This window comes from Chondromyces apiculatus DSM 436, assembly GCF_000601485.1.
GTDB lineage: Bacteria > Myxococcota_A > Polyangia > Polyangiales > Polyangiaceae > Chondromyces > Chondromyces apiculatus.
Genome location: NZ_ASRX01000028.1, coordinates 14,248 through 35,086 on the forward strand (window position 1 = coordinate 14,248; position 20,839 = coordinate 35,086).

18 protein-coding genes are annotated in these 20,839 nt (G+C 71.1%); 7 read left to right on the forward strand and 11 right to left on the reverse strand.

All coding sequences use genetic code 11. From position 1 onward, the window contains the following. Window positions 1-34 precede the first annotated feature (34 nt). The gene (locus CAP_RS19200) at window positions 35-1,549 is read left to right on the forward strand and encodes an NHL repeat-containing protein (protein ID WP_197041259.1); all 1,515 of its coding nucleotides are present in this window, start codon (window positions 35-37) and stop codon (window positions 1,547-1,549) included. A 6-nt stretch (window positions 1,550-1,555) separates the two neighbouring features. Here the strand turns inward: CAP_RS19200 and CAP_RS19205 are convergent, their stop codons facing one another. From CAP_RS19205 to CAP_RS19230, 6 genes are all read right to left on the reverse strand, one after another. Further along, window positions 1,556-3,058 (reverse strand): DUF5924 family protein, encoded by a 1,503-nt coding sequence (locus CAP_RS19205; protein WP_052375502.1) that lies wholly within the window; start codon window positions 3,056-3,058, stop codon window positions 1,556-1,558. Window positions 3,059-3,136: 78 nt separating this feature from the next. Next, window positions 3,137-4,069: an ATP-grasp domain-containing protein gene (locus tag CAP_RS19210; protein WP_044243123.1), complete on the reverse strand. Its 933-nt coding sequence runs from the start codon at window positions 4,067-4,069 to the stop codon at window positions 3,137-3,139. 30 nt (window positions 4,070-4,099) lie between these two features. Beyond that, a complete protein-coding gene (locus CAP_RS19215) occupies window positions 4,100-5,023 on the reverse strand; it encodes a ferritin-like domain-containing protein (protein ID WP_081865040.1) in 924 nt (307 codons plus the stop codon). After that, a complete protein-coding gene (locus CAP_RS19220; RefSeq protein ID WP_044243125.1) occupies window positions 5,020-5,247 on the reverse strand; it encodes a hypothetical protein in 228 nt (75 codons plus the stop codon). Before CAP_RS19220 ends, CAP_RS19215 begins: the two co-directional genes overlap by 4 nt. 114 nt (window positions 5,248-5,361) lie before the next feature. Next, complete coding sequence (locus tag CAP_RS19225; protein ID WP_044243128.1) at window positions 5,362-5,763, reverse strand: hypothetical protein; 402 nt, start codon at window positions 5,761-5,763, stop codon at window positions 5,362-5,364. Then, the gene (locus CAP_RS19230) at window positions 5,760-6,515 is read right to left on the reverse strand and encodes a hypothetical protein (RefSeq protein WP_044243131.1); all 756 of its coding nucleotides are present in this window, start codon (window positions 6,513-6,515) and stop codon (window positions 5,760-5,762) included. The genes CAP_RS19225 and CAP_RS19230 overlap by 4 nt, the downstream gene beginning before the upstream one ends. A gap of 139 nt (window positions 6,516-6,654) precedes the next feature. Here CAP_RS19230 and CAP_RS19235 point away from each other — a divergent pair, with 139 nt between their 5' ends. Continuing rightward, entirely contained in the window at window positions 6,655-7,956 is a 1,302-nt protein-coding gene (locus CAP_RS19235; protein ID WP_044243134.1) for a glycosyltransferase, read from the forward strand. A gap of 152 nt (window positions 7,957-8,108) precedes the next feature. Beyond that, on the forward strand, window positions 8,109-8,924 hold the full coding sequence (locus CAP_RS19240) for an alpha/beta fold hydrolase (protein WP_044243136.1): 816 nt from the start codon (window positions 8,109-8,111) through the stop codon (window positions 8,922-8,924). 45 nt (window positions 8,925-8,969) lie between these two features. Here the strand turns inward: CAP_RS19240 and CAP_RS19245 are convergent, their stop codons facing one another. Together CAP_RS19245 and CAP_RS19250 are read right to left on the reverse strand one after the other, a co-directional pair. Next, window positions 8,970-11,276 carry a tetratricopeptide repeat protein gene (locus CAP_RS19245; RefSeq protein WP_081865041.1) on the reverse strand — a complete coding sequence of 769 codons (2,307 nt, stop codon included), beginning with the start codon at window positions 11,274-11,276 and terminating at the stop codon, window positions 8,970-8,972. A gap of 4 nt (window positions 11,277-11,280) precedes the next feature. Then, window positions 11,281-12,102: an SDR family oxidoreductase gene (locus CAP_RS19250; protein WP_044243138.1), complete on the reverse strand. Its 822-nt coding sequence runs from the start codon at window positions 12,100-12,102 to the stop codon at window positions 11,281-11,283. A gap of 252 nt (window positions 12,103-12,354) precedes the next feature. On the opposite strand from CAP_RS19250, the gene CAP_RS19255 reads away from it, so the two are divergent. Together CAP_RS19255 and CAP_RS19260 are read left to right on the forward strand one after the other, a co-directional pair. Then, on the forward strand, window positions 12,355-13,803 hold the full coding sequence (locus tag CAP_RS19255; protein ID WP_044243141.1) for a GuaB1 family IMP dehydrogenase-related protein: 1,449 nt from the start codon (window positions 12,355-12,357) through the stop codon (window positions 13,801-13,803). Window positions 13,804-13,868: 65 nt separating this feature from the next. Continuing rightward, window positions 13,869-14,465, forward strand: coding sequence for a Uma2 family endonuclease (locus CAP_RS19260; protein ID WP_044243143.1), 597 nt, complete (start codon window positions 13,869-13,871; stop codon window positions 14,463-14,465). 95 nt (window positions 14,466-14,560) lie between these two features. Here CAP_RS19260 and CAP_RS53745 read toward each other — a convergent pair whose 3' ends face one another. The 3 genes from CAP_RS53745 to CAP_RS50600 all read right to left on the reverse strand — a co-directional run bounded on the left by CAP_RS53745 (window position 14,561) and on the right by CAP_RS50600 (window position 18,157). Further along, window positions 14,561-16,294: an alpha/beta hydrolase family protein gene (locus CAP_RS53745; RefSeq protein WP_044243146.1), complete on the reverse strand. Its 1,734-nt coding sequence runs from the start codon at window positions 16,292-16,294 to the stop codon at window positions 14,561-14,563. 122 nt (window positions 16,295-16,416) lie between these two features. Beyond that, window positions 16,417-17,424 carry an acyl-CoA desaturase gene (locus CAP_RS19270; RefSeq protein WP_044243149.1) on the reverse strand — a complete coding sequence of 336 codons (1,008 nt, stop codon included), beginning with the start codon at window positions 17,422-17,424 and terminating at the stop codon, window positions 16,417-16,419. A gap of 229 nt (window positions 17,425-17,653) precedes the next feature. Then, window positions 17,654-18,157: a hypothetical protein gene (locus tag CAP_RS50600; protein WP_231511564.1), complete on the reverse strand. Its 504-nt coding sequence runs from the start codon at window positions 18,155-18,157 to the stop codon at window positions 17,654-17,656. 98 nt (window positions 18,158-18,255) lie between these two features. Between CAP_RS50600 and CAP_RS44955 the strand changes: the two genes are divergently transcribed. Together CAP_RS44955 and CAP_RS19280 are read left to right on the forward strand one after the other, a co-directional pair. After that, on the forward strand, window positions 18,256-19,239 hold the full coding sequence (locus tag CAP_RS44955) for a glycerophosphodiester phosphodiesterase family protein (RefSeq protein ID WP_052375503.1): 984 nt from the start codon (window positions 18,256-18,258) through the stop codon (window positions 19,237-19,239). A gap of 4 nt (window positions 19,240-19,243) precedes the next feature. Beyond that, the gene (locus CAP_RS19280) at window positions 19,244-20,806 is read left to right on the forward strand and encodes a serine hydrolase (protein ID WP_052375504.1); all 1,563 of its coding nucleotides are present in this window, start codon (window positions 19,244-19,246) and stop codon (window positions 20,804-20,806) included. Window positions 20,807-20,839: the final 33 nt, after the last annotated feature.

Here is a 20,839-nt window from a genome sequence, read left to right on the forward strand (position 1 = left end):
CTAGATACCTCTGGAGGCAGTTCCGTTGAAGATCATGCGTCATCTGGGGTCGGGGGCGGCGCTCATCGGTGGGTTGGGTCTCCTGCACTTCGCCGGGGGCTGCGCGCTCGTGGTGGGCGCGGATTTCAGCGAGCGACAGGGAGGTGAGGGGGCAGGTGGACCTCTCCCGCTCCCCCCTCCCGAGCCCTGCACGCAGGACTGCCTGGCGACACCCGTGAAGGGCACGTCGTGGGGCAACGCCGACACCCAGGACGAGGCGCGGGTCGCCGTCAGCACCACGGGAGACGTCTTCGTCGCGCTCAACGCGCGCGGCGCGATCGACTACGGCGGCGGCCCCATGGGAGAGCCCAACGAGCGCAGCATCCACGTCGTGAAGCTGGATGTGTCGCTCGGCCATGTCTGGAGCCACCATCTCTCGGGCAGCGGTGACTACCGGGTGACGGATCTCGAAGCCATCGCCGATGGAGCGGTGGTGATCGTCGGCGACTACAAGCAAGGGATCGACATCGCGGGTCAGCATCTTGAGAACGAAGACGGCCTGTTCACCGATCTGTGGGAGGGGTTCATCGCCGTGCTCGACGCTGACGGGGAGCCCATCTGGACGGAGGCGCTGCGCGGGGAAGGTCAGAGCTGGATCCACAGCCTGGCGGTCGGACCCGATGGGAGCCTGATCCTGGTGGGTGAGTTCTCGGGATACATCGACCTCGACAGCGCGCTGAGCGCGGGCTTCGCCGAGAGCTTCTTCGTGATCAAGCTCGACAGCGAAGGGAAGAAGGTCTGGGCCCACGCCATCAACATCAATCCGACCCAGCCCGTGGCCGTCGACGTGGGGCCCGACGGTGAGGTGGTCCTCGCGGGTGGCTTCAAAGGTGAGATCGACTTCGACGGAGACAGCGATGCTCCGGTGTCGAGCCAGGGAGGGCACGCGAACGGCTTCCTCGTGGCGCTCGACGCCGGCAGCGGGGAGCACCGCTGGCACCACCTCTTCCAGACCGACGCCGTGTTTCAGCCGAAGGACGTGATCGTGGAGTCCAACCGGCGGGTGCTGATGACCGGCACCTTCAGCGGCGACAACGTGGGCTTCGGCGCGGACCTCACGCAGAGCGCGCGGGGGCAGGATGTCTTCCTTGCGGCTTACGCCCTCGACGAGGGCACCCCGGCGTGGGTGGTCACCTACGGCGGTGACGCTGACGACGAGGGCTTGCGGCTGGTCACGGATCGCGCCGGAGGGGTGCTCCTGTGCGGCTCGCTGATGGGCGAGATCACCCTGCCGGACGAGGACGAGACCCGGCTCGAGCACCTGGACGGCAAGGACGGCTTCGTGATCAAGCTCGGGCCGTCGACCGAGGAGGGGCCCGGCGCCTTGATCTGGGCAAGCTCCCTCCGCGGACCTGTCGAGCAGGTCGCGCTCGACGTCGCCACCTCCCCCCTGGACCAGCAGGCCTACGTGGTGGGCCACATGGACAGCTCGTTCCCTGTGGAGGGTCTGGAGAGGCCGCTCGCGCACGGCGGGGGGCGGGACGTATGGCTCCTGGGCTTCGAGCCCTGAGCCGCGCTACTCCTTCACGTCGAACGACACCCGCCCGACGAGCTGCCCGTCCTCCGTCTCCACGTCGACGGCCCAGTGCCCCACGAGCCGCGGCGGAAGCTTCCGGCCGCTGAGCGATGACTGCAGGCGCACCGTGGCCTCCGGTCCCTGCACCACCGAGGTCTCCTCGGGCGCCCGGTAGATCTCCACGCCGTTCAGCCGCCATACGTGGTGCAGCCGGTCGCCCTTGCCGCCGGGGACCACCACGTCGGTCACCGCGAGCAGCTTCTCGATCACCGACTCGTGCAGCGCCTTCACCTCCATGGCCAGCCGCCCATCGGGGAGGGTCAGCGGCCCGACCGCGGCGTTCGACAGGTACATGGGCACCGGCGGGATGGCCCGCCGCGTCGCGTAGGCGAGCCCGGTCCCGCCCACCAGCGCCGTGAGGAGCAGCGCCACGCCGCCCGGGCTCCGCAGCGCCCCGAGGGGCAGGTGCAGCATGGTGAAGCCGAGCACCGCGATCGCTGCGGCCGACATCAGCGTGTAGAGCGTGCGGGTGTTCGGGAGCAGCGCCGGGATGACCAGGTTGAGGCAGGCGAAGAGGGTGACGCCGTAGAAGATGGAGGCGAGGAACTTCCAGCGCATCAGCACCCGGTCGAAGACCAGGTCGAGCGTGGCGAGCAGCGCGCAGGCGCCGAGGAGCACCACGAACCAGCGGTTCGAGACCTCGAACGAGGCGCTCTTCCAGTAGAAGGGCAGGAGGAAGAAGAGCATGCCCTGGTACAGGTTCTTCAGGACGTAGGTCATCACCAGGAAGCGCAGCCTGGCGCTGCGCCACGCGGTGGAGAAATCCTGGCGGGCTCCTGAGCCGAAGAGCCGGAAGAACAGCACCACCACGAGCCACGCCACGCCCACGCTGACGGCGAGCCAGCGGGCGCGCTCGAAGCCCTTCTGGGCGTAGCTGACCACGAAGGCGCCGAGGCCGAGCGCATAGGCGGTGTGCAGCCACCAGAGCTTGCTGCCGTGCTTCTTCAGGATCCACTGCACGGTCTCCTGAAGGCCCTGAGGTGACCGCTCCTCGTCGTCGTCGTGGTCGCTGCGGGGAGGGGGGATGTTCGAGGTGGGCGGCGTGCGTATCGGCGCGAGCCGCGTCGGATCGTCCTGGAAGTCCCGCGAGCGGGCGGCCTTGCCCGGCACGTGGACGGTGGGATCGTCCTGCATCCCGGACTTGCCGGGCATGCGCACGGTGAGGTCGTCGTGGATGGCGGGCGACACGAGGGGCGCGCCCTCGTCTGGGCCGCGGTCACCGGGTTCTCGCGGCGCGTCCTTCGGGTCGGCGGCGCCGGCGGCCTCGGCGGCCTCGGAGCCCTCCGGCTTCGGCCCTTCCTGCTTCGCCTTGGCCTCGGGGGCGTTGCGCAGGAGCGCCTTGCGCACGGCCGCGGGGTCGGCGACCTGGCCATCGGGCTGGTACACGACGGTGGGCGGATCCCAGGAGGACTGGGTGCGGCGGCGCGGCTTGTGCTCGCTCATGACGGAGCGCGGAGCGTAGCCGATCCGGGTCGTCGCGGTGTCCTGGAGACGCCCTGACGTGCCCTCGGGGCAGGTCCTTCAGGCGAGGTCGGGGCGGACGGCCCCCATGCCCGTCGCCCATCCCATGGTGTAGCGGGCGTTGATCTCGCACCGGGGGTTCCAGCGCACCTCACCTGCGGCGTCGCGAAAGCGGAAGGCGTCGATGCCGAAGGGCCCGAAGTAGCCGGCGGCAGCCAGCGCCTCCCCGGTGGTGGTGGCTGCCTCGTGGAGAGCGCGCGCCTCGTCGGGTGCCAGGTCTGCGGGCGCCGCGCGCGCCGTGGCGAGCCAGGTGCCTCGCTCGTCGCAGCGCTGCACGCAGGGGGCGCCGAGCACCAGCGCGCCCGCCGGGGTGAGGTGGCCATGCTGGCTGAAGTCACCGCAGCGCACCATCCAGGGCTCCACCTGCAAGCCCCCGCCGTGCCGTCCGTCGGGCGCGAGCGAGGCGGAGATCCATGAGAGCGCGCTCGCGTCGAGGGGCCCCGCAGGGATGCGCAGGCGGCCACGGCCAGCGAACCCGAAGGGCCGCTTGAGGAGCCACAGACCCGTGGGGGAGGGGGACGCCACGGTCCGGGTGATCTCCTCCACGGTGTCCGCGAAGCAGGCCCCGGGTAGCGGCTGGCCCAGCGCTGCGCAGAAGCGGCGGTGGTTGACGCAGCGGATCACCTCCAGAGGGGGCGCGGGCGCAGGCACGGTCCCCGCGTCGCGGAGGGCGCGGAGGGCGCGGGGAGTGGGGCACCAGGCGTGGCCGGGGAGGGGAGGTAGGGGAAGGGAGGTAGGGGAGCCGTCTGGGAGCGCGGCGGGGGGCGGTTCGTCGGGCCAGATCAGGACATCGTCGGGGCCGAGGAGCGGGCCGACCTGCGCCGCGAGCGCGCGTGAGCGGGTGAGCACCGCGCGGTTCGGGGTGTAGCCCGCAGGGCGCGCCAGCTCCTCGTCGGCATCGAGGTTCAGCAGCCAGGCACGTCTCGGCGGCATGGGGCGTGTGGGGGGCGTGTGGGTGATGGCTCAGCAGCCAGGTGCCTTGGGGGACCAGGCGGCGAGCGCGTCGAGGAACGCCTCGGAGAAGCCGGCGCGGGCGCGGTACTCGCGGTTGAGCGGTTCCCCGCGCATCACCAGCGGCGACAGGGGGGGCGGCAAGTGCGCCGTCCAGGTGTCGAACCCATCGCTTCGGGTGTCCGGGGATGCCTGCTGCATGAACCGCTGGAACCAGTGCACGGCGAAGTGGACGTGGGGGATCTCCTCGGCGCAGACCTGGTCCTGCATCGCGGCGCCGGCCTCGTCGCCGATGGCGCGGAAGCGGGCGGCGAAGCGCGCGGCGTGATCGAGGTTGCCGCCTTCGAGGCCCATGCCCAGGGTCGCCGTGAATGCCGCGGGCGAGGCCGCGGAGGGCACCCGCTGCCAGAACCAGTCCCGCACCGGGAAGTCGCCGAAGCGGTACCCGAGGGTGGCCAGGTAGTCCGCGTACATGCCCATGTGCCGCAGCTCGTCGCCGGCGATCTGGAGCAGGCCGCGGCGGAAGGCGCGGGGCGTGTCGGGGAAGGCCAGGAGCGCCCAGCACATCAGCTCTGCGGCCTGCAGCTCGTGGTGCAGGAAGGTGTGGACGAGCTGCGCCCGGCGCAGGGGAACGCGGATGGCCTCGGGGCCGGGGCTCTTCGGCGCGCGCGCGGTGATCTGGAGCGCCTCGGGGCGCCCGGGCCGGTTCAGGCGCCGGGGCGGGGGGGCCTCTTCCCAGTGCTGCGGGAGCGGCGGCGGGTGCTGCTTGTGGGCAAGATCGGTGGTGAGCACGTAGTCCCACGCCCAGCGCTCGACGGTGCCAGCCGGCGGCGGTTCGAGCGTCCCGGTAGCAGCCTCCTCACGGGCCTCTGCGGCGTCCGCGGCGTCCGCGGCGTCCGCGTCGCCTCCGGCGCTCGACGCGCCTCCGGCGCTCACCCGCCGTACCCGCGCGCCGCGCCGAGCCGCTGCAGGATGCGCTGCAGCTCGTCGACGCTCATGTCGATGCGCTCGACCACGCGGCCGTAGAGCATGGCCGTGGGCACGTTGCGGCCGCGGCGCTCCTCCTGCAGCTCGGCGAGGGTGACCAGCACGATGCGCTCGGGCCTGGTCAGGCCATCGCGGACGTCAGGGAGGTTGTCGAGCGGGGAACGGGGGCGCATGGGGCGAGGGCGTGGGGGAGCGCGGGCGATGCTGGCATCCGCGCGACGCGCTGGCCCGAGCATGCCCGGCTTACCGCAGGCGGCGCCGGCCTGCAAACCGCGCCATGGGTGCGCTCACGGCGCCTGGGGGACGACCACGACCGGGATGAAGAGTTCTCCGCCCGAGTCCGTGGTGCTCACGGTGGCCGTCCCTTCACCCACCTCGTCGGCGATCAGGACGAAGCGCGAGCCGATCGTGTCGGTGTCCTCCGGCGGCACGCGCTCGACGACCCGGATGTAGGCGCTGATGTGCAGCGTCACCGCGGACTCCAGCTCTTCCCCTTCAGCGACCCCGGTGACCGACACGGCGACCGCGGTGCCGTGGGTGATCCGGAACTCGCTCTTCGAGAACGATGCCTCCCCCGGAGGCTGGGAGTCGATGACGACCTGGATGTCGTCGATCTCGGGCTGACACCCGGCCGCGGCGAGCCCGAGGGCGGCGACGACGGCCGCCTGAACGATACCGAAGGTCCTCATGGCGTGCTCCCGCCGACCACCACGGTCTGCTCCAGGTCCCCGAGCTTCACCACGAGCTGCCCCGGGCCGCTGATCTCCACATCCACGACGTTGTTCGACGCGGAGGACACGATGCGCACCGCATCCGGCGTGCCGGTGCTCCACGTGCAAGGCAGCGCCCCGGCGAGGATCCTGCCATCGTCGGTGGTGGGCACTACCCGCAGGAAGCTCCTGCCGGGCAGATTCAGGGTGCTGCCGACGTCGATCTCGATGTCGGTGCCACCCACGTTGGCCGAGACGCCGCCCGCGAACCCGGTGTCGACCTGCTCGGCGGTCTCGGTCTGCGACACCCGGATCTTCGTCGCCGTCTCGAAGCGCACGTGCGCGAGGTCCTCGGCGTAGCCGTTCACGTCCGTCGCGACGAGCGCGGTGATCCCGGTCGCCTGCGCCGTGAGGACTGTCTCCGCGAACGTGACGAAGTCGGAGGTGGCGACGAGGCTGTACGTGGCGTTGGCGCCCTGGTCGGTGTTGGACACGTACTCGATGGAGAACTCCCCGCCGACGGCCACCGAAGGGAAGCTCCCGGTGGTCTCGTCGACCTCACCGCGCACGGCTTTCTCGTCGCACTGTCCGTCGCTCTCCGTCGCGCACTGGTAGTAGAAGACGCCTTGACCGAGCTCGCCGGCGATCGCTCCGCGCTCCTCACCCGACCCTTCGCAGCCTGACGCGAGCGGCACGCATGCGATCAGAAAGAGCAGACTTCCTCGCTTCACTGGACGACCCTCCTCGAAGCACGAAGAAAGAACCGAGGTGACCCGACCACCGTAGAGGTTCACGCGAAGGCGGGTCAATCCGAGCAGGAAAACGCACGCTGGGATCCATGCCGGTTCCAGGGCATAACCCCCCGCACCCGTGCGACCTTTCCTCCTGATCTCTCCCGGCTTCGCTCCCCAGGCTGCGGTCGGCGTCTACCGCTGGGTGAAGATCGCCCGCCACCTGCCGCGCCACGGCTTCCGACCGGTGGTCCTCGCCGCCACCTTCCCGGACGACCGGCGCGATCCGGCGCTCCTCGACGCGCTCCCGCCGGAGGTCGAGGTCGTCGAGGACTACCTCTCGCCCCGCCTCCTCGCCCTGCGCTCCCGCCGACTGGGACCGCCGTCCACCGCGCTCCCGGAGCGTCAGCTCGGCGGCCACCGCCCCTTCCGCGATCTCGGCGATCGCTGCGTCCCCCACGCGCCGCACGCCGCTGCCGCTGCCGTCCGCCTCGCGCGCCGCGTCGGCGCAGAGGCCGTCGTCGTCAGCGCCGGCCCCTTCTCCGCCATCCCCGTGGGCCTGCACGTCAAGCGCGCGCTCGGGCTCCCGTTGATCCTCGATTTTCGCGACCCCTGGAGCCTCCACGAGAGCGGCGACGACCCTGATCTCCCCTTGGCCGACCGCGCCCGCCGCGTGATCGTCTCCGCGCTCGAACGCCGCTTCCTCACCCGCGCCGACCACCTCGTGCTCAACACCCGCCGCACCCTGGAGGCCTACAGCGCCCGTTATCCCGAGCTTGCCGAGCGCTTCTCGTTCATCCGCAACTGCTTCGACCTCGACCTCTACACGCACCGACCGGAGACGCCGCGCCGCGCGCGTCCTTCACGCCCCTTCACCCTGCTCCACCTCGGCACCCTCCGCGCCGACACCGCCATCGACGACATCGTCGCGGCCCTCCGGCGCCTCATCGACACCGAGCGCCTCGTCCCCGGCGACCTCGTGCTCCGCCAGGTCGGGCGCATGTCCGCCGTCGAGCGCGATACCTTCGACGCCCTCGGCCTCACCCCCTTCGTGGAGGTCGTCCCGCCCATCCCCCAGCGCGACGTGCTCTCGGAGCTGCTCGGCGCCCACGTTCTCCTGGCCATGGTCACTGCCGGCGTCACCCTGCGCATCAACGCCAAGCTCTACGACTACCTCGCCTCCGGCATGCCCATCCTGAGCATCTCCGCGAACCCCGAAGTCGACGCGCTGCTCGCCCACCGCCCCGACAACGCGCGCCTCCTCCCGGGCGACATCGAGGGCATCACCCGCGCCCTCGCCGGCCACCTCGCCCGCCACCGCGCCACAGGCGCCCTTCCGGACCCGGTGTCACCGCCCGCGGAGCACAGCGCCGACGCTGCCGCTGCACGCATGGCGTCCATCCTCGAACGCGTCACCGCGCGGGCCAAGCCTCTGCCGTGAACGCGTACCGATCACGGTCGCGCCCCCTTTCCAATCGTTCGCGCCCGCGCCCCGCGCCCGCGCCCGCGCCCCGCGCCCCGCGTCCCGCGTCGAGGTCGCGCCCCGCCACCGTCGGACTCCATGGTATCCAGGGGTCTCCTGGAGGCCCTCCCGTGACCGCTCACCTCCCCGAACGCCTCGCCTGCGTCGACCGCGGCAAGGGCACCCCCGTGCTCCTCGTCCACAGCAGCATCATGTCCTCGCGGCAGTGGGCCCGCCTCGTCGACCGGCTCTCGGCAAACCACCGCGTCCTCGCCCCCGATCTCCTCGGCTACGGCAAGAATCCCCCCTGGCCGCACGACGCGCCCTTCACCTGCGCGCTCGACCGCGACGCCGTGATCGCCAGCGCTGCGGATCTCGACGGGCCCGTCCACCTCGTCGGTCACTCTTACGGCGCGTTCATCGCCCTCCTCGTCGCGCTCGCGGCGCCCGAGCGGGTCCGCTCCCTCTCGCTGTACGAGCCCGTCGCCTTCGCCGTGCTCCACGCCATGGGCGACACCCAGGGCCTCACCGACCTCGCCCGCGTCGTGAACCCCGCCTTCCTCGACGACGCCACGGGCGGCGACGAGACCTGGGTCCGATCCTTCGTCGATTACTGGAACGGCCCCAGCGCCTGGAGCGCCATCCCTCCCACCGCCCGGGAAGAGTTCCTGCGCGTCAGCCGGAAGGCTTTCCTGGAGGTGCGCGATCTCATCGGCCATCGCGCCGCGGCCGGTGAGTGGCGCCGCATCCGCGTCCCCACCCTGCTCCTTACCGGCGCCCAGTCTCCCCTCGTCGCACACCGCGTCGTCGAGCGCCTCGTCGAGCTGCTCCCCGTCACCGATCGGGAGACCCTCGACGGCATGGGCCACATGGGCCCCCTCACCCACACTGACCTCGTGAACGCCCGCATCCGCGCGCACATCGATCGCATCGACGCCACGCTCTGAGTCTCACTCACGCGGCGAGGGTGCGCGCCCCCGCCGTCGCCATGCTCACTCCTTCGGCCCCTCGTTGTACCCCCGCGGCCGGTACTTCGGGTCCACGCCGTTGTTCTTCTCGGCGTTGTCCAGCGTGTCTGGCCCCAGGTACGCGAGCCAGGTCCCGGGCTGCTTCTCCGCCATCTCCCGCAGCTCCGCGTCGTGCACGGTGAGCTGCTTCTGATCGTGCAAGCACTGGAGCCCCAGCGCGATCAGGCTCATCTCGTTCGGACCCAGCGTGAACCCCTCCCGGTAGTAGGGCCACGCCTCCTCGGCGTTCCCCATGCGGCACAGCGTATCCCCCGTGTACACGTGTGCCATCGGCCACTCGGGCGCCAGCTCCAGGGCCTTCTTGCTCGATTCGAGGCGCGCCGGGAGATCGTTGCGGGCGCCCTTCATCACCGAGTAGTTCAGGTGCGCCTTGGCGCTGTTCGGCACCGCGCGCCGCGTCGCATCCCAGAAGGCAAGATCGCTCCGGTAGTCCATCGCGTGCCGGTACGCCTGCACGCACTGCAGCCCGAAGAACAGGAAGATCACCGCCGGCACCGCCCACGCCTTCTTCAGCGGCCCCGGTCCGAACGGCCACCCCCACTGCCCGGCACCGCGCGCCTGCGCCCCGCCCAGCGCCTCGTCCAGCCGCGCGAATGCCATGGCCACCACGAGCGAGGACCCGATCGCCGGGAAGTACCAGAACCGCTCCGCGCGCACCGTCGGCAGCACCACCGGGATGTTGGAGTGCGGGAAGAAGCTCACCACGATCCACGTCAGCCCCACCGCGACCGCCGCCGCCCCCGCGTACCCCAGCGGCCGCGGCACCCGCCCGGCATCGGGAGAGACCTTCTTGCCCAGCGCCTCCACGACGAGCCCCAGCCCCAGCGCGAGCGGCCCCACGAAGGGCACCAGCCGCAGCGGGAGCGGCAGCGATGGCATGAGCCCCCGCCCCGCGCTCCGCGAGAGCACGATCTCCATCCCCCCCAGCACGACGGCGGCCATCAGCAGCGCCGCCCCCGCGGTCATCTGGACGATCCGGCGCCTCCCCCAGCCCTCGGGCGCCACCACCCCGAGCTCCTCGATCCCCTCCATCGTCCGGCGGGCGCGCCGCTCCCGCCCGAGCGCCCCGATCCACAGCCAGAGCGACGCGAGCGGTGGCAGCGCCATCATCAGCCCACCGGCCACGCTGCCCGGGAACACCAGCCGCTCTGGCACCGGTTCCTGCGGGTACGAGTAATCCCCGCTCAGCGCGTTCGGCAAGAACACCTGCACGAGCCCCCGCCAGTACACCCGCAGCGCCCCCGCGAGCCGGTAGGCCGTGTCCGCCTCGGCCAGCGGATTGTTCAGCGGATCCTTCGGCAGCGGCGCCTGGTGGAACCAGAGCAGCGCCGCGTGCAGCACCCGCCGCGCGAGCGACGCGTCCACCGGCAGCGGCTCGCTCAGCTCCGCCGACGTTGGCGCCGGGAACCACCGCCGCCGCAGCTCCACGTAGAGCACGAACGCCGCGCCTGCCCCGAGGAGCGCGAGCCCTGCGCGCAGCCACCGCGCCGGCCGCGTGGGGTGGGTGAGCGGCGCCGTCGCCAGCGCCGCCAGCGGCAGGAGCGGCACGCACACCAGCGCGCTCTCCTTCGCGAACAGCCCGAACAGCACCGCCCCGAACACCGCGAACGGCATCCCCCACCCGGGCAGCGCCAGCGCGAGGAGCCCGAGGATTGCCCCGAGCCCTCCGAGCACGTCGGCGATCCCCACGATGCCGCTCACCGCCTCCGTCAGCACCGCGCACGCCACGAACGCGAGCCCTGCCAGGTACGCGGCCCCCCGCCGCCGCGTCCACTGGAACGCCACGCACGTCAGCAGCGCCCCGTTCACCGCGTGCAAGAGCACGTTGTAGAAGTGGTGCAGGAACGGGCTCTTCGACACGCCCCAAAGCGCCCGCCACAGGAAGTTCGGCAGCGGTCGGTACGACCCCACGCTCCGCTCCGGCGGCAACCCCCAGAAGTCCCGGTGGATGGCGTCCACGAAGCGCAGGCCCCCCGTCGCGTTCACGTAGGGGTTGGCGAGCAAGGCCTCCTGCTCGTCGAAGATGTAGTTGGTGTCCGGCGCCCGGGTGAACAGCACGATCGCCAGGAGTGCGAGCGGCGCCAGCGCCGAGAGGAACGTCGGGTCGACGTCGAGGAAGTACCCGCGCACCGCCATGAACACCCGCTCCGGCAGGCTCGGCGCGAGCGGCACGGGCGGCAGCGGGCCCGGCGGAGGCTGCCCCGGCTGCGCGACCTCGTGGGGACCTGGCGCGTACGGAGGCGCCTCGTGCTCCCGCGACCCCTCCGACACGTGCCTAGCCCTTTGCTTCCGCCTGCGGGTCCGGGATGCTCCAGATGTCGCCCCAGAGCGGTTGCCCCCCGTCCACGCCCCACACCGCGCCGGTCACGAAGTCGTTCTGATCGCTGGCCAGGAACACGATCACCCGCGCCACCTCCTCCGGCGTCCCCAGCCGCATCAGCGGCGTCGCCTTGCGGGTGACCTCCAGCAGCGCCTCGCCGTACTGCGCCGTGCCGCTCGACCGGATGTTGTTCCCCGGCGCCACCGCGTTCACCCGGATCCCGTGCGTCGCCCACTCCACCGCGAGGGAGCGCGTCAGGTTCTCCACCCCTGCCCGCGCCGCGCCGGTGTGCGACATCCCGGGGAAGCCCCGGACCACCATCGCCGTCACGTTCACGATCCGCCCGCGCTTCGCAGGGATCATCGCCCGCGTCGCCACCTCCCGGGTCATGAAGAACGTCCCGTTCAGGTTGTTGCGGATCACCGCCTCCCACCCCTTCGGCGACATCCCCTCGGCCGGGGTCGGAAACTGGCCGCCCGCGTTGTTCACCAGCACATCGACCCGCCCGAACCGCTCCAGCACCTGCCCCACGAACGCCGACACCTGGTCCGGCTCGCGGATGTCGCAGCTCCCTCCGAGCATCCGCTCCGCGGGGATCCCGTCCGCCGCGAGCGCCGCCAGGCCTGCCTCGACCTTGTCCATCTTGCGCCCGCAGATCGCCACCCGCGCGCCCAGGTAGGCCAGCTCCCTCGCCGTCGCGAGCCCGATACCGCTGCCACCGCCCGTCACGAGCGCCACCTGATCGGAGAAGAGTCCTGCGGCGAAGAGGCTTTGCACTGGCTTGTCTCCCGGATCGCTGGGCTCCTTCGGCGGGCCTCGTGCACCCTCGCCCGCGCGGGTGCGCGGTGGCCCCGCCTGGAAGCCGCACGGCCGTTTACAACGACCTCCGCGGCGGCGCCAGCGGCGGAACCAGCGATCAGGCAGGCCCCCAGGTGAACCTGACCGGAGGCTTCGACTACGCTGGAGGGTACACTGGAGGGCGACAGACGAGGGCGCGCGCTCCCGCATCGCCCCCGCCCGGAGCCCACCATGCGTTTCCTGCACCCCGAGCGAGACGAGTCCCTGGAGCTTGCGCTGGAGGACGTGTTCCTCACCCCCGGCTATTTCGACGGCGGCTCCCGCTTCGAGGTCGACCTCCGCCCTGCCGACTTCGCGGGCGGCTCCCACCCCATCGTCAGCGCCAACATGAACGCCGTCACCGGCAAGCGCATGGCCGAGACCATGGCCCGCTACGGCGGCCTCGGCGTCCTCCCCCAGGACATGGCGCTCGACACCGTCGACCGCATCGTCAAGCACATCAAGGGCGCCGACCCCCGCTACGACACCGCGCTCTCCGTCTCCCCCCGCGCCACCTTGCGCGACGTGCTCGGCATCATCCGCAAGCGCTCTCACGACCTGGTGGTGGTGGTCGACGACGAGCGCCGCCCCCTGGGCATCATCACCCACGCCGACCTCCGCGACCGCGACCAGTACACCCGCGCCAGCGCCCTGATGTCCCCGCGTGTCGTCACCATCCCCGCCGGCACCCCCAACCGCGACGCCTTCCTGCTCATGGAGGAGGCCCGGGTGAAGGCCGTCCCCGTCCTCGACGCCGAGGGCCGCCTCCACGGCATCCTCACCCGCGAGGACGCCGTCCGCCTCGAGCTGCTCCGCCCGAGCCTCGACGCCCACGGAGACCTCATGGTCGCCGCCGCCGTCGGCATCTCCTCCCAGGCCGGCGCCGCCGCCGCCCGCCTCCTCGAGATGGGTGTCTCCGCCCTCGTCCTCGACACCGCCCACGGCCACCAGCGCCGCATGCTCGAAGCCCTCCGCGCCGTGCGCCAGGTCGTCGGCGACCGCGTCCCCCTCATCGCCGGCAACGTCTGCACCGCCGAGGGCACCGCCGCCCTCATCGAGGCCGGCGCCGACATCGTCAAGGTCAACGTCGGCCCGGGCGCCATGTGCACCACGCGCATGCAGACCGGCGCGGGCCGCCCCACCTTCTCCTCCGCCCTCGTCTGCGCCCGCGAAGCCCGCCGCCGCGGCAAGCACATCTGGGCCGACGGCGGCGTCCGCCACCCCCGCGACGTCGCCCTCTACCTCGCCGCCGGCGCCGCCCGGGTCATGATCGGCACGGCGCTCAGCGGCACCTTCGAGAGCCCCGGCGACGTCAAGGAGGACCGTGAAGGCCACCTCTACAAGGAGAACTACGGCATGGCCTCCGCCCGCGCCGTCAGCGATCGCACCGCCGACCTCGACGCCTTCGAGCGCGCCAAGAAGGGCTTCTTCCGCGAGGGCATCTCCACCTCCCGCATCTACATCCAGGAGGGCCGCGAGAGCGTCGGTGGTCTGCTCATCGAGATGATCACCGGCGTGCAATCCGCCTGCACCTACGCCGGCGCCGCCTCCCTGGAAGCGCTCCACGACAAGGCCCTCATCGGCGTGCAGACCCTCTCCGGCTACAGCGAAGGCACCCCCCACGGCGCCATCCGCCGTTGACCTCCACTCCTTCCAGCGGCGCACCTTCCAGGGCGCCGCAGTGATACACGTCTTCAGGAGATACCATGACAGCCGCGCCGAAAGTCCGGGTCACTGACGAGGAGTACCTCGACCGCGAGCGTCGGGCCGAAACCAAGAGTGAGCTCATCAACGGCGAGATCGTCGCCATGGCGGGTGCATCTGCCCGACACATCGCCATCACCATGAGCATCGGTGCCGCCCTCTACCAGCGCATCCGCACCCGACGCATGCCCTATCTTCTCCTTGGCACCGACCAGCGTGTCCATGTCGAGGCCACCGGCCTCTACACCTATCCCGACGTGACTGTGGCCTGCGGCGGTCCCCACTTCCACCCCAAGCACCACGACAACCTGCTGAACCCCACCCTCATCGTGGAGGTCCTCTCCCCTTCCACCGAGGCCTACGATCGCGGCGCCAAGTTCGCCCACTACCAGACCATCCCCTCCCTCGCCGAGTACGTGCTCATCTCCCAGACCTCCCACCGCGTGGAGCACTTCCGCCGCCTGGAAACAGGCCAGTGGCTTCTCACAGTCTACGAAGGCGACGAAGCCTCCCTCGACCTTCCGGCCCTCGGCTTCGCCATCCCCCTCGCCGAGATCTACGAGCAACTCGACATCCTCCCCGAGCCACCCCCAACCTGAACCTCCCCCCGCCACCACCCTCCCCCAGGGCCGGTACGCCCCCCAGGACCGGCTCACCCCCCGGCAGACACCCCCCTCTCGAAACCGCCCCCCGCTCAGAACTCGATCTGCACCGGGTCAATCACATCATTCGCCGGATCCGTAGCCACCACCCCGCTATCCGGCACCGCCCCATCCTGCTCCGCCCACCCCACCAGCATCCCGAACGCCTTCTGCACGTACCCCTGGATGGGCGTCATCCGATCCCCCGCCCCTTCCTCCCCCGCCGTCCCATCGAAGTCGTAGTCGAGATCCCCATCCGAGTGCCGGTCCACGTGCGTCCCGTTCTCGATCACGTACAGCCGGTACAGCGCCGGATCCCCCACCGCCTCCACCGCATCCCGGTACGCCAGCGCGTGCGTCCCCAGCCCGATGAACCCATCCCGGTCCCCGTGCAGCGTCATCATCGGCGCCGAGAACACCCCCGTCGTCGCGTTCAGCAGCGCGTACTCGATACTCTCCTCCGTCCACCCCCCGTTCACCGCCGACGCCAGCCACCCGTACAGCGCCGGCTCCTGCCCCGGCTGCGTCGGATAGCACGAGTACCCCGCGCTCTCGGCCGCCGTGTCCCCCAGCAACTCCGCCCGGAAAGTGTACGACGTCACGTTGTAGTACCCCACCCCCTCGAACTGCGGCGCCGCCGTCTTGAAGGCGTCGAACAGCGTGTTGTACGCCCCCCAGATCTCTGCCGACGCCGCATCGAATCCGGCCGCCGTCATCGCCGGGTGCGCCGCCGAGAAGCGCGGCGTCTCCGCGTATCCCTCCGGCGTCGCCAGCGCCTGCGGATCGTGCGCCCACCGCATCGTCAGCGCCGCCTGGTCCGTGCTCGACACCAGGTGCGTCCCCTCCGCGTACTCCCAGGTCGACACCGTCCCATCCCCGTCCGTGTCGAGCACCCGCGCATCCGGCCAGTAGATCCCCGCCCAGTCGAGCCCCCCGGCGAACACCCGCGTCGCGCCTCCCTCGACCCGCTGATGATCGATCTCCAGCGCCCGCCGCACCTGATAACCCCCGTTCGACAGCCCCACTGCGAACGCGCTGGTCACCTCCTGCCCCGTCGCCGCCGCCAGCCGCTCCCGCGCCCACACCCCGAGGTCGAGCATCATCTCCCCCCAGTGCTGCGTCGGGTGCGTCCCGGAGAGCAGCGTCGCCTCCCCGTTCGGCATCCCCTTGTCCCCGCTGACGACCGCGACGCCCTGCTCCACGAGCCACGAGGTGAAGATCACATCGTTCCCGAACTCGTTGCGCGTCCCCGCCGTCCCGACCACCGCCAGCCGCCCGTTCCACTGCGCCGGCAGCTTCAGCACCACCCGCTGCTGCCGCGTGCCCCCATCGCCTGCCGTCAGGAGGCCCGTCACCTCGGCCCCCGCGACCTCGACCGTCGGCGCATACAGCTCGCTCGCGAGCCCCACCGCCGCAGCCTTCAGCTTTGCGACCTTGGCCTTCTCCTCCTCGGACAGTGCCATGTACGCCGCGCTGTCTGTTGGCATCGCCCAGTACGTCAGGTGCGCGAGCCCCCCGTCGCCCGCGCCCTCGTACTTGTGGAGGGTTCCCTCCGTGAGCCCCTCCAGCAGCGCGTCGACGTTCCACTCGGCCGTACCCCCACCACCTCCGTCGCCGCCCCCACCTGCGCCTCCTGCGCCGCCCCCGCCGCTCCCTCCGGGCCCGCTGGTCGTGGTGGTGCCGGTCCCTCCGCTCCCTCCGTCGCCGTCGTCACCACCGCAGGCGGGGAACGCGCCGAGGAGAGACACGCCGAGGAGGGACGAGAGAACGAAGGATGAAGGCTTCATGCTGCTGCTCCTAGCTGCGGACGCATCGCTGGCCCGCTGGTCTTGCCTCTACCAGCGCAGCCACCTCGCGTCACCGCCGCCAGGAGCGCGGCATCCGTGGGGATCCGTCGGTGCGGAGAGCGTCAGCCGATGCCGGGGGGCGGCGCGTCGGGCTGCATGTCGAGCGGCACGTGGAGCTCCGGCTTCTGCTTCGCGGCCCGCGCCGCAGCCTGCTTGAGGAGGAGCGGCGACTGCTCGCCGACCTCCTTGAGCAGGTTGCGCTTCAGCACCTGCGGTGACGGCTTGCGGAGATCCCAGACGAGCCCCACGGCGCTCATGCCGCGCAGCGCGTAGTAGCTCACGTCGATCTCCCACCAGAAGAAGCCCTGGTTGACGCTGTTCATGTAGTGGTGGTGGTTGTTGTGCCACCCTTCACCCAGCGTGATCAGCGCGAGCCAGAAGTTGTTGCGGCTCGTGTCCGTCGTCGCGTACCGCCGCGACCCGAAGATGTGCGCGAGCGAGTTGATGGTGAACGTCGCGTGCATCAGCACGCAGGTCGACACCACGTACCCCCACAGGAACGCATCGAGCCCGCCGATCAGGTAGAGCGCGGTCCCCATCACGGCCGGCCCCACCGCGTGGTTCCGGTCGAGCCACCGCAGCTCCGGGAACGACGCGAAGTCGGGGATCTTGTCGAAGTCCGTGTGCTCGTGCTCTCGCCCGAGCCACCACCCCATGTGGGACTGCCAGAATCCGAACTGCATCGGGCTGTGCACGTCCCGCTCCGTGTCCGAGAAGCGGTGATGTACGCGGTGCGTCGACGCCCACCAGAGCGGCCCCTTCTGGGTCGCCGTGGTCCCCAGGAACGCGAGCACGAGCTGGAAGAACCGGCTCGTCTTGTAGCTCCGGTGGGAGAAGTAGCGGTGGTAGACCCCGGTGATCGCGAACATGCGCACGAAGTACGTGGCCGCTGCGAGCGCGACGAGCTTCCAGGTGAAGTCGCGGGTGAACGCCACGATCGTGCCCACGTGGATGAGCACGATGCCAATGACGGCCCCGATCTGGCCGAACGACGGCGGCGGACGCGGCCCGACGACGCGGACCGGCTCTGTGGAGGAAGAGGTGGAGGGCTTTGCTTCGAGATCGCTCACGTGACCAGGCAGCTTCGGTGAGGCGTGTCCGCGAGGCTCCCGCCGAATGTCATTTTCGGGTCACGCCAGGATCGCGCCCTGGTGACTTTCGTGACGGCATGCTGTGCGACGCGTGGCGTCAGTCCGTCGCGGCCGATGCCTCGATGACCAGCACGTGTCGATGCGCACCGGATCGTCGAGGGCGCACCGGGTCACCGTAGGAGCACTGGCTCACCGCGGAAGCGTCGGCTCACCTCCCGCTCCCGGAGCCTCCGGCGCCACCCTGCCCGGCCCCTCCTGCACCGGCGCCGCCCTGCCCAGCGCCCCCCGCGCCAGCGCCGCCCTGCCCACCGCCACCGCCAGGCCCGAAGCACCGATCTGTGGACTCCCACTGCCCCGACTGGCAGACCCAGCTCAAGCTGCAACTCGTGTCTGCGTAGTAACAGGAGAACCCCTCGATGCTGCACCCATCCGGGTTCTGCGGACCGAACAACCCGCAGGTGCCACTCGATCCACCCGCCCCCCCTGCGCCGCCTCCCCCTCCCGAAGCGTCACTCCCACAGGCCTGGAGCAAGAGGCCGGCGAGACCCACGGTTGCGAGCACGACGAAGGTGGTCAAGGTACGCATGCGTTCGAGTCTACACGCCAGGCCCACGCTGGCATGCGGCCTTTTTCGTGGCGAGAGCGCGTCCCAGATCTCCTCGGGTGGGGCGCGGGGGTCGTCGGGATCGATCACCCAGGCGGGAGAAACCATGGGTGCAAGATGGCGCAGACAGAGGGGGGATCCACCCGATCGCTGCGGGATTTGCCGCTGGTTGCGGGCGACCTGAGCGCGTATTTACGAGGGGCGACATGCTGAAGCGTCACCTTTCGAGCATCGCGCTCTCCTGCGTGCTCCTCGCGTGCGGTGGGGATCCCGCGCCTCAGGGCAGCAGTGCTGGTGGCGGCGGAGGCGCCGGTGGTGCCGGCGGGAGCACTGCCTCTCCACCGCTCGACCCGGCGCTCTTCGACTGCACGGCGGACGGTGTCCCGGAGCGCGTCTCACCGCTGCCGCCGGCGTGCGCGCTCGACCTCACCTGTGCCGAGCGCCTCGTCACCGGACATCGCGGTGTCGGGGGGGAGCTCGGCGTCATCGCGCCGGAGAACACGCTCGCGGCGGTGCGCGCGGCCATTGCGCTGGGGGTCGACTTCGTCGAGACGGACCCGCGGGCCACGGCGGACGGGGTGCTGGTCAACGTGCACGACACCTCCGTGGACGGCACCACCACCGGCACGGGGAACGTGGACGCCATGAGCCTCGCGGAGGTGCAGGCGCTCGGCATCGAGGCGGACAAGTACGCGGGCGACTTCTCCTGCGAGCGCGTCGCGACCATGGAGGAGGTGCTCCTCGCCGCGCGCGGGCGCGTTCACGTGCTCCTCGATGCCAACAAGACGGACCGGATGGATCTCCTGGTCGAGGTCATCCGCGCCACGGACACGCTGGACTGGGCGATCGTCGACACGGACGAGGTGGAGAAGATCGACGAGGCGCTCGCGCTGGAGCCGGAACTGCTCACCATGATCCGCGTCTCGGAGGAGGCCGAACTCACCGCGGAGCTCGCGCACTTCTCGGCGCATCCGCCGGTCATCGTGGAGGTGAACGACAACGGTCCGGTGGAGGACCTGGTGCCGCTCATCCACGCCGCGGGGCACCGGGCGATGACGGACTCCTTCGTCATCGATCTCGCGGCGGGGTTCGGCGACGATCCAGGTCTCTACGAGGAGGCCTTTGCGACGGGGGTTGACATCGTGCAGACCGAGCGGCCCGACCTGCTCCTGCGCTACCTGGGGCGCTGAGGGCATGGTGCGTCGGAGGGAGCTGCTCAGGGTCACGGGGTTCGTCGCGGCGGCGCTGCTCGCTGCGGTGCTGCTCGCGTCGCCGTTGTCGTGTGGGCGGCGCGATCCACTCGGGGGGATCGATGCCCACGTCGAGGAGGTGATGCGGGCGTGGCAGGTGCCAGGGCTCGCGCTCGCCGTGGTGAAGGACGACGCGGTGGTGCTGGCGCGCGGGTACGGGGTGCGCGAGCTGGGCAAACCCGAGCGCGTGGACGAGCGGACCCTGTTCGCGGTGGCGTCGTGCACCAAGGCGTTCACGGCGGCGGTGCTGGGGACGCTGGTGGACGAGGGGAAGCTCGGCTGGGACACGCCTGTCGCGAAGCACCTGCCTGACTTCGCCATGCACGACCCGTACGTGACGGCGCACATGACCGCGAGGGATCTGCTCACGCACCGCTCGGGGCTGCCGGGGTACGCGGCCGACCACCTCTGGCAGGGGTCCTCGTTCGGGCGCGACGAGATCCTGCGGCGGATGCGGCACCAGAAGCCGGCGGGGGAATTCCGGGTGATGTACGGGTATTCCAACGTGATGTACATCGCGGCAGGTCAGCTCGCGGCGGCGGTGGCGGCGGCGGTGGCGGAGGGGGGGGCGGAGAAGGGATGGGACGATCTGGTGCGCGAGCGGCTCCTGCAACCGCTCGGCATGAACGCGAGCACGACCCTCTCGAAGGCGCGCGCGGCGGCGGCGAACGTGGCAGCGCCGCACATGGTGATCGACGGTGCGGTGCGGCCCATCCCGATGCCGGATCTGGACAACGTCGCACCCGCGGCAGGGCTCGCGTCGAACGCCGTAGAGATGGCGGCGTGGCTCCGGTTGCACCTCGGTCGGGGGACGTTCGAGGGCAAGACGATCCTGAGCCCGGCGGTGGCGAGGGAGATGATGACGGCGCAGCGGGTGCTGCCGGTGACCGAGGAGGATGAGGCGCGGGAGGGGACGCATTTCTCGGCGTACGGGCTGGGGTTCAGCCTGTACGACTACCGGGGCCGGAAGGTCGCGCGTCACTCGGGGGAGATGGACGGGATGCGCGCGCTCGTGGCGATGGTGCCGGAGGAGCGGCTCGGCGTCGTGGTGCTGACGAACCTGACGCCGCACGGGGTCACGGACGCCGTGATCTACCGGGTGCTCGACGGTTACCTCGGCGCGCCCGAGCGCGACTGGAGCGGGGAGCTGCTCGCGCGCCGTCGTGACGCGGAGGCGAAGAAGAGGGACGAGGAGGCCGCGGAGGTCAAGGCACGCGATGCGAGCAAGAAGCCCTCACTGCCGCTCTCGGGGTACGTGGGCACGTACGAAGATGCGCTGTCCGGGCCCGCCGAGGTGACGCTCCGGGAGGGACGGCTCTCGTTCCGGTACAACGCCAAGTACGAGGCCGACCTGGAGCCGTGGGAAGGGGACACCTTCCGGGCGACGTGGCGGGATCCGTTCATCGCCACGTGGGCGGGGCGGCGGATCACCTTCACGCCCGGCGAGGGGGGCACGGCGCGCTCGTTGCGGGCGACGTTCGACAACGAGGTGGTGTTCTCACGCTGAGGAAGGGACGACCTCGCAGTGAGGACGTGGCGC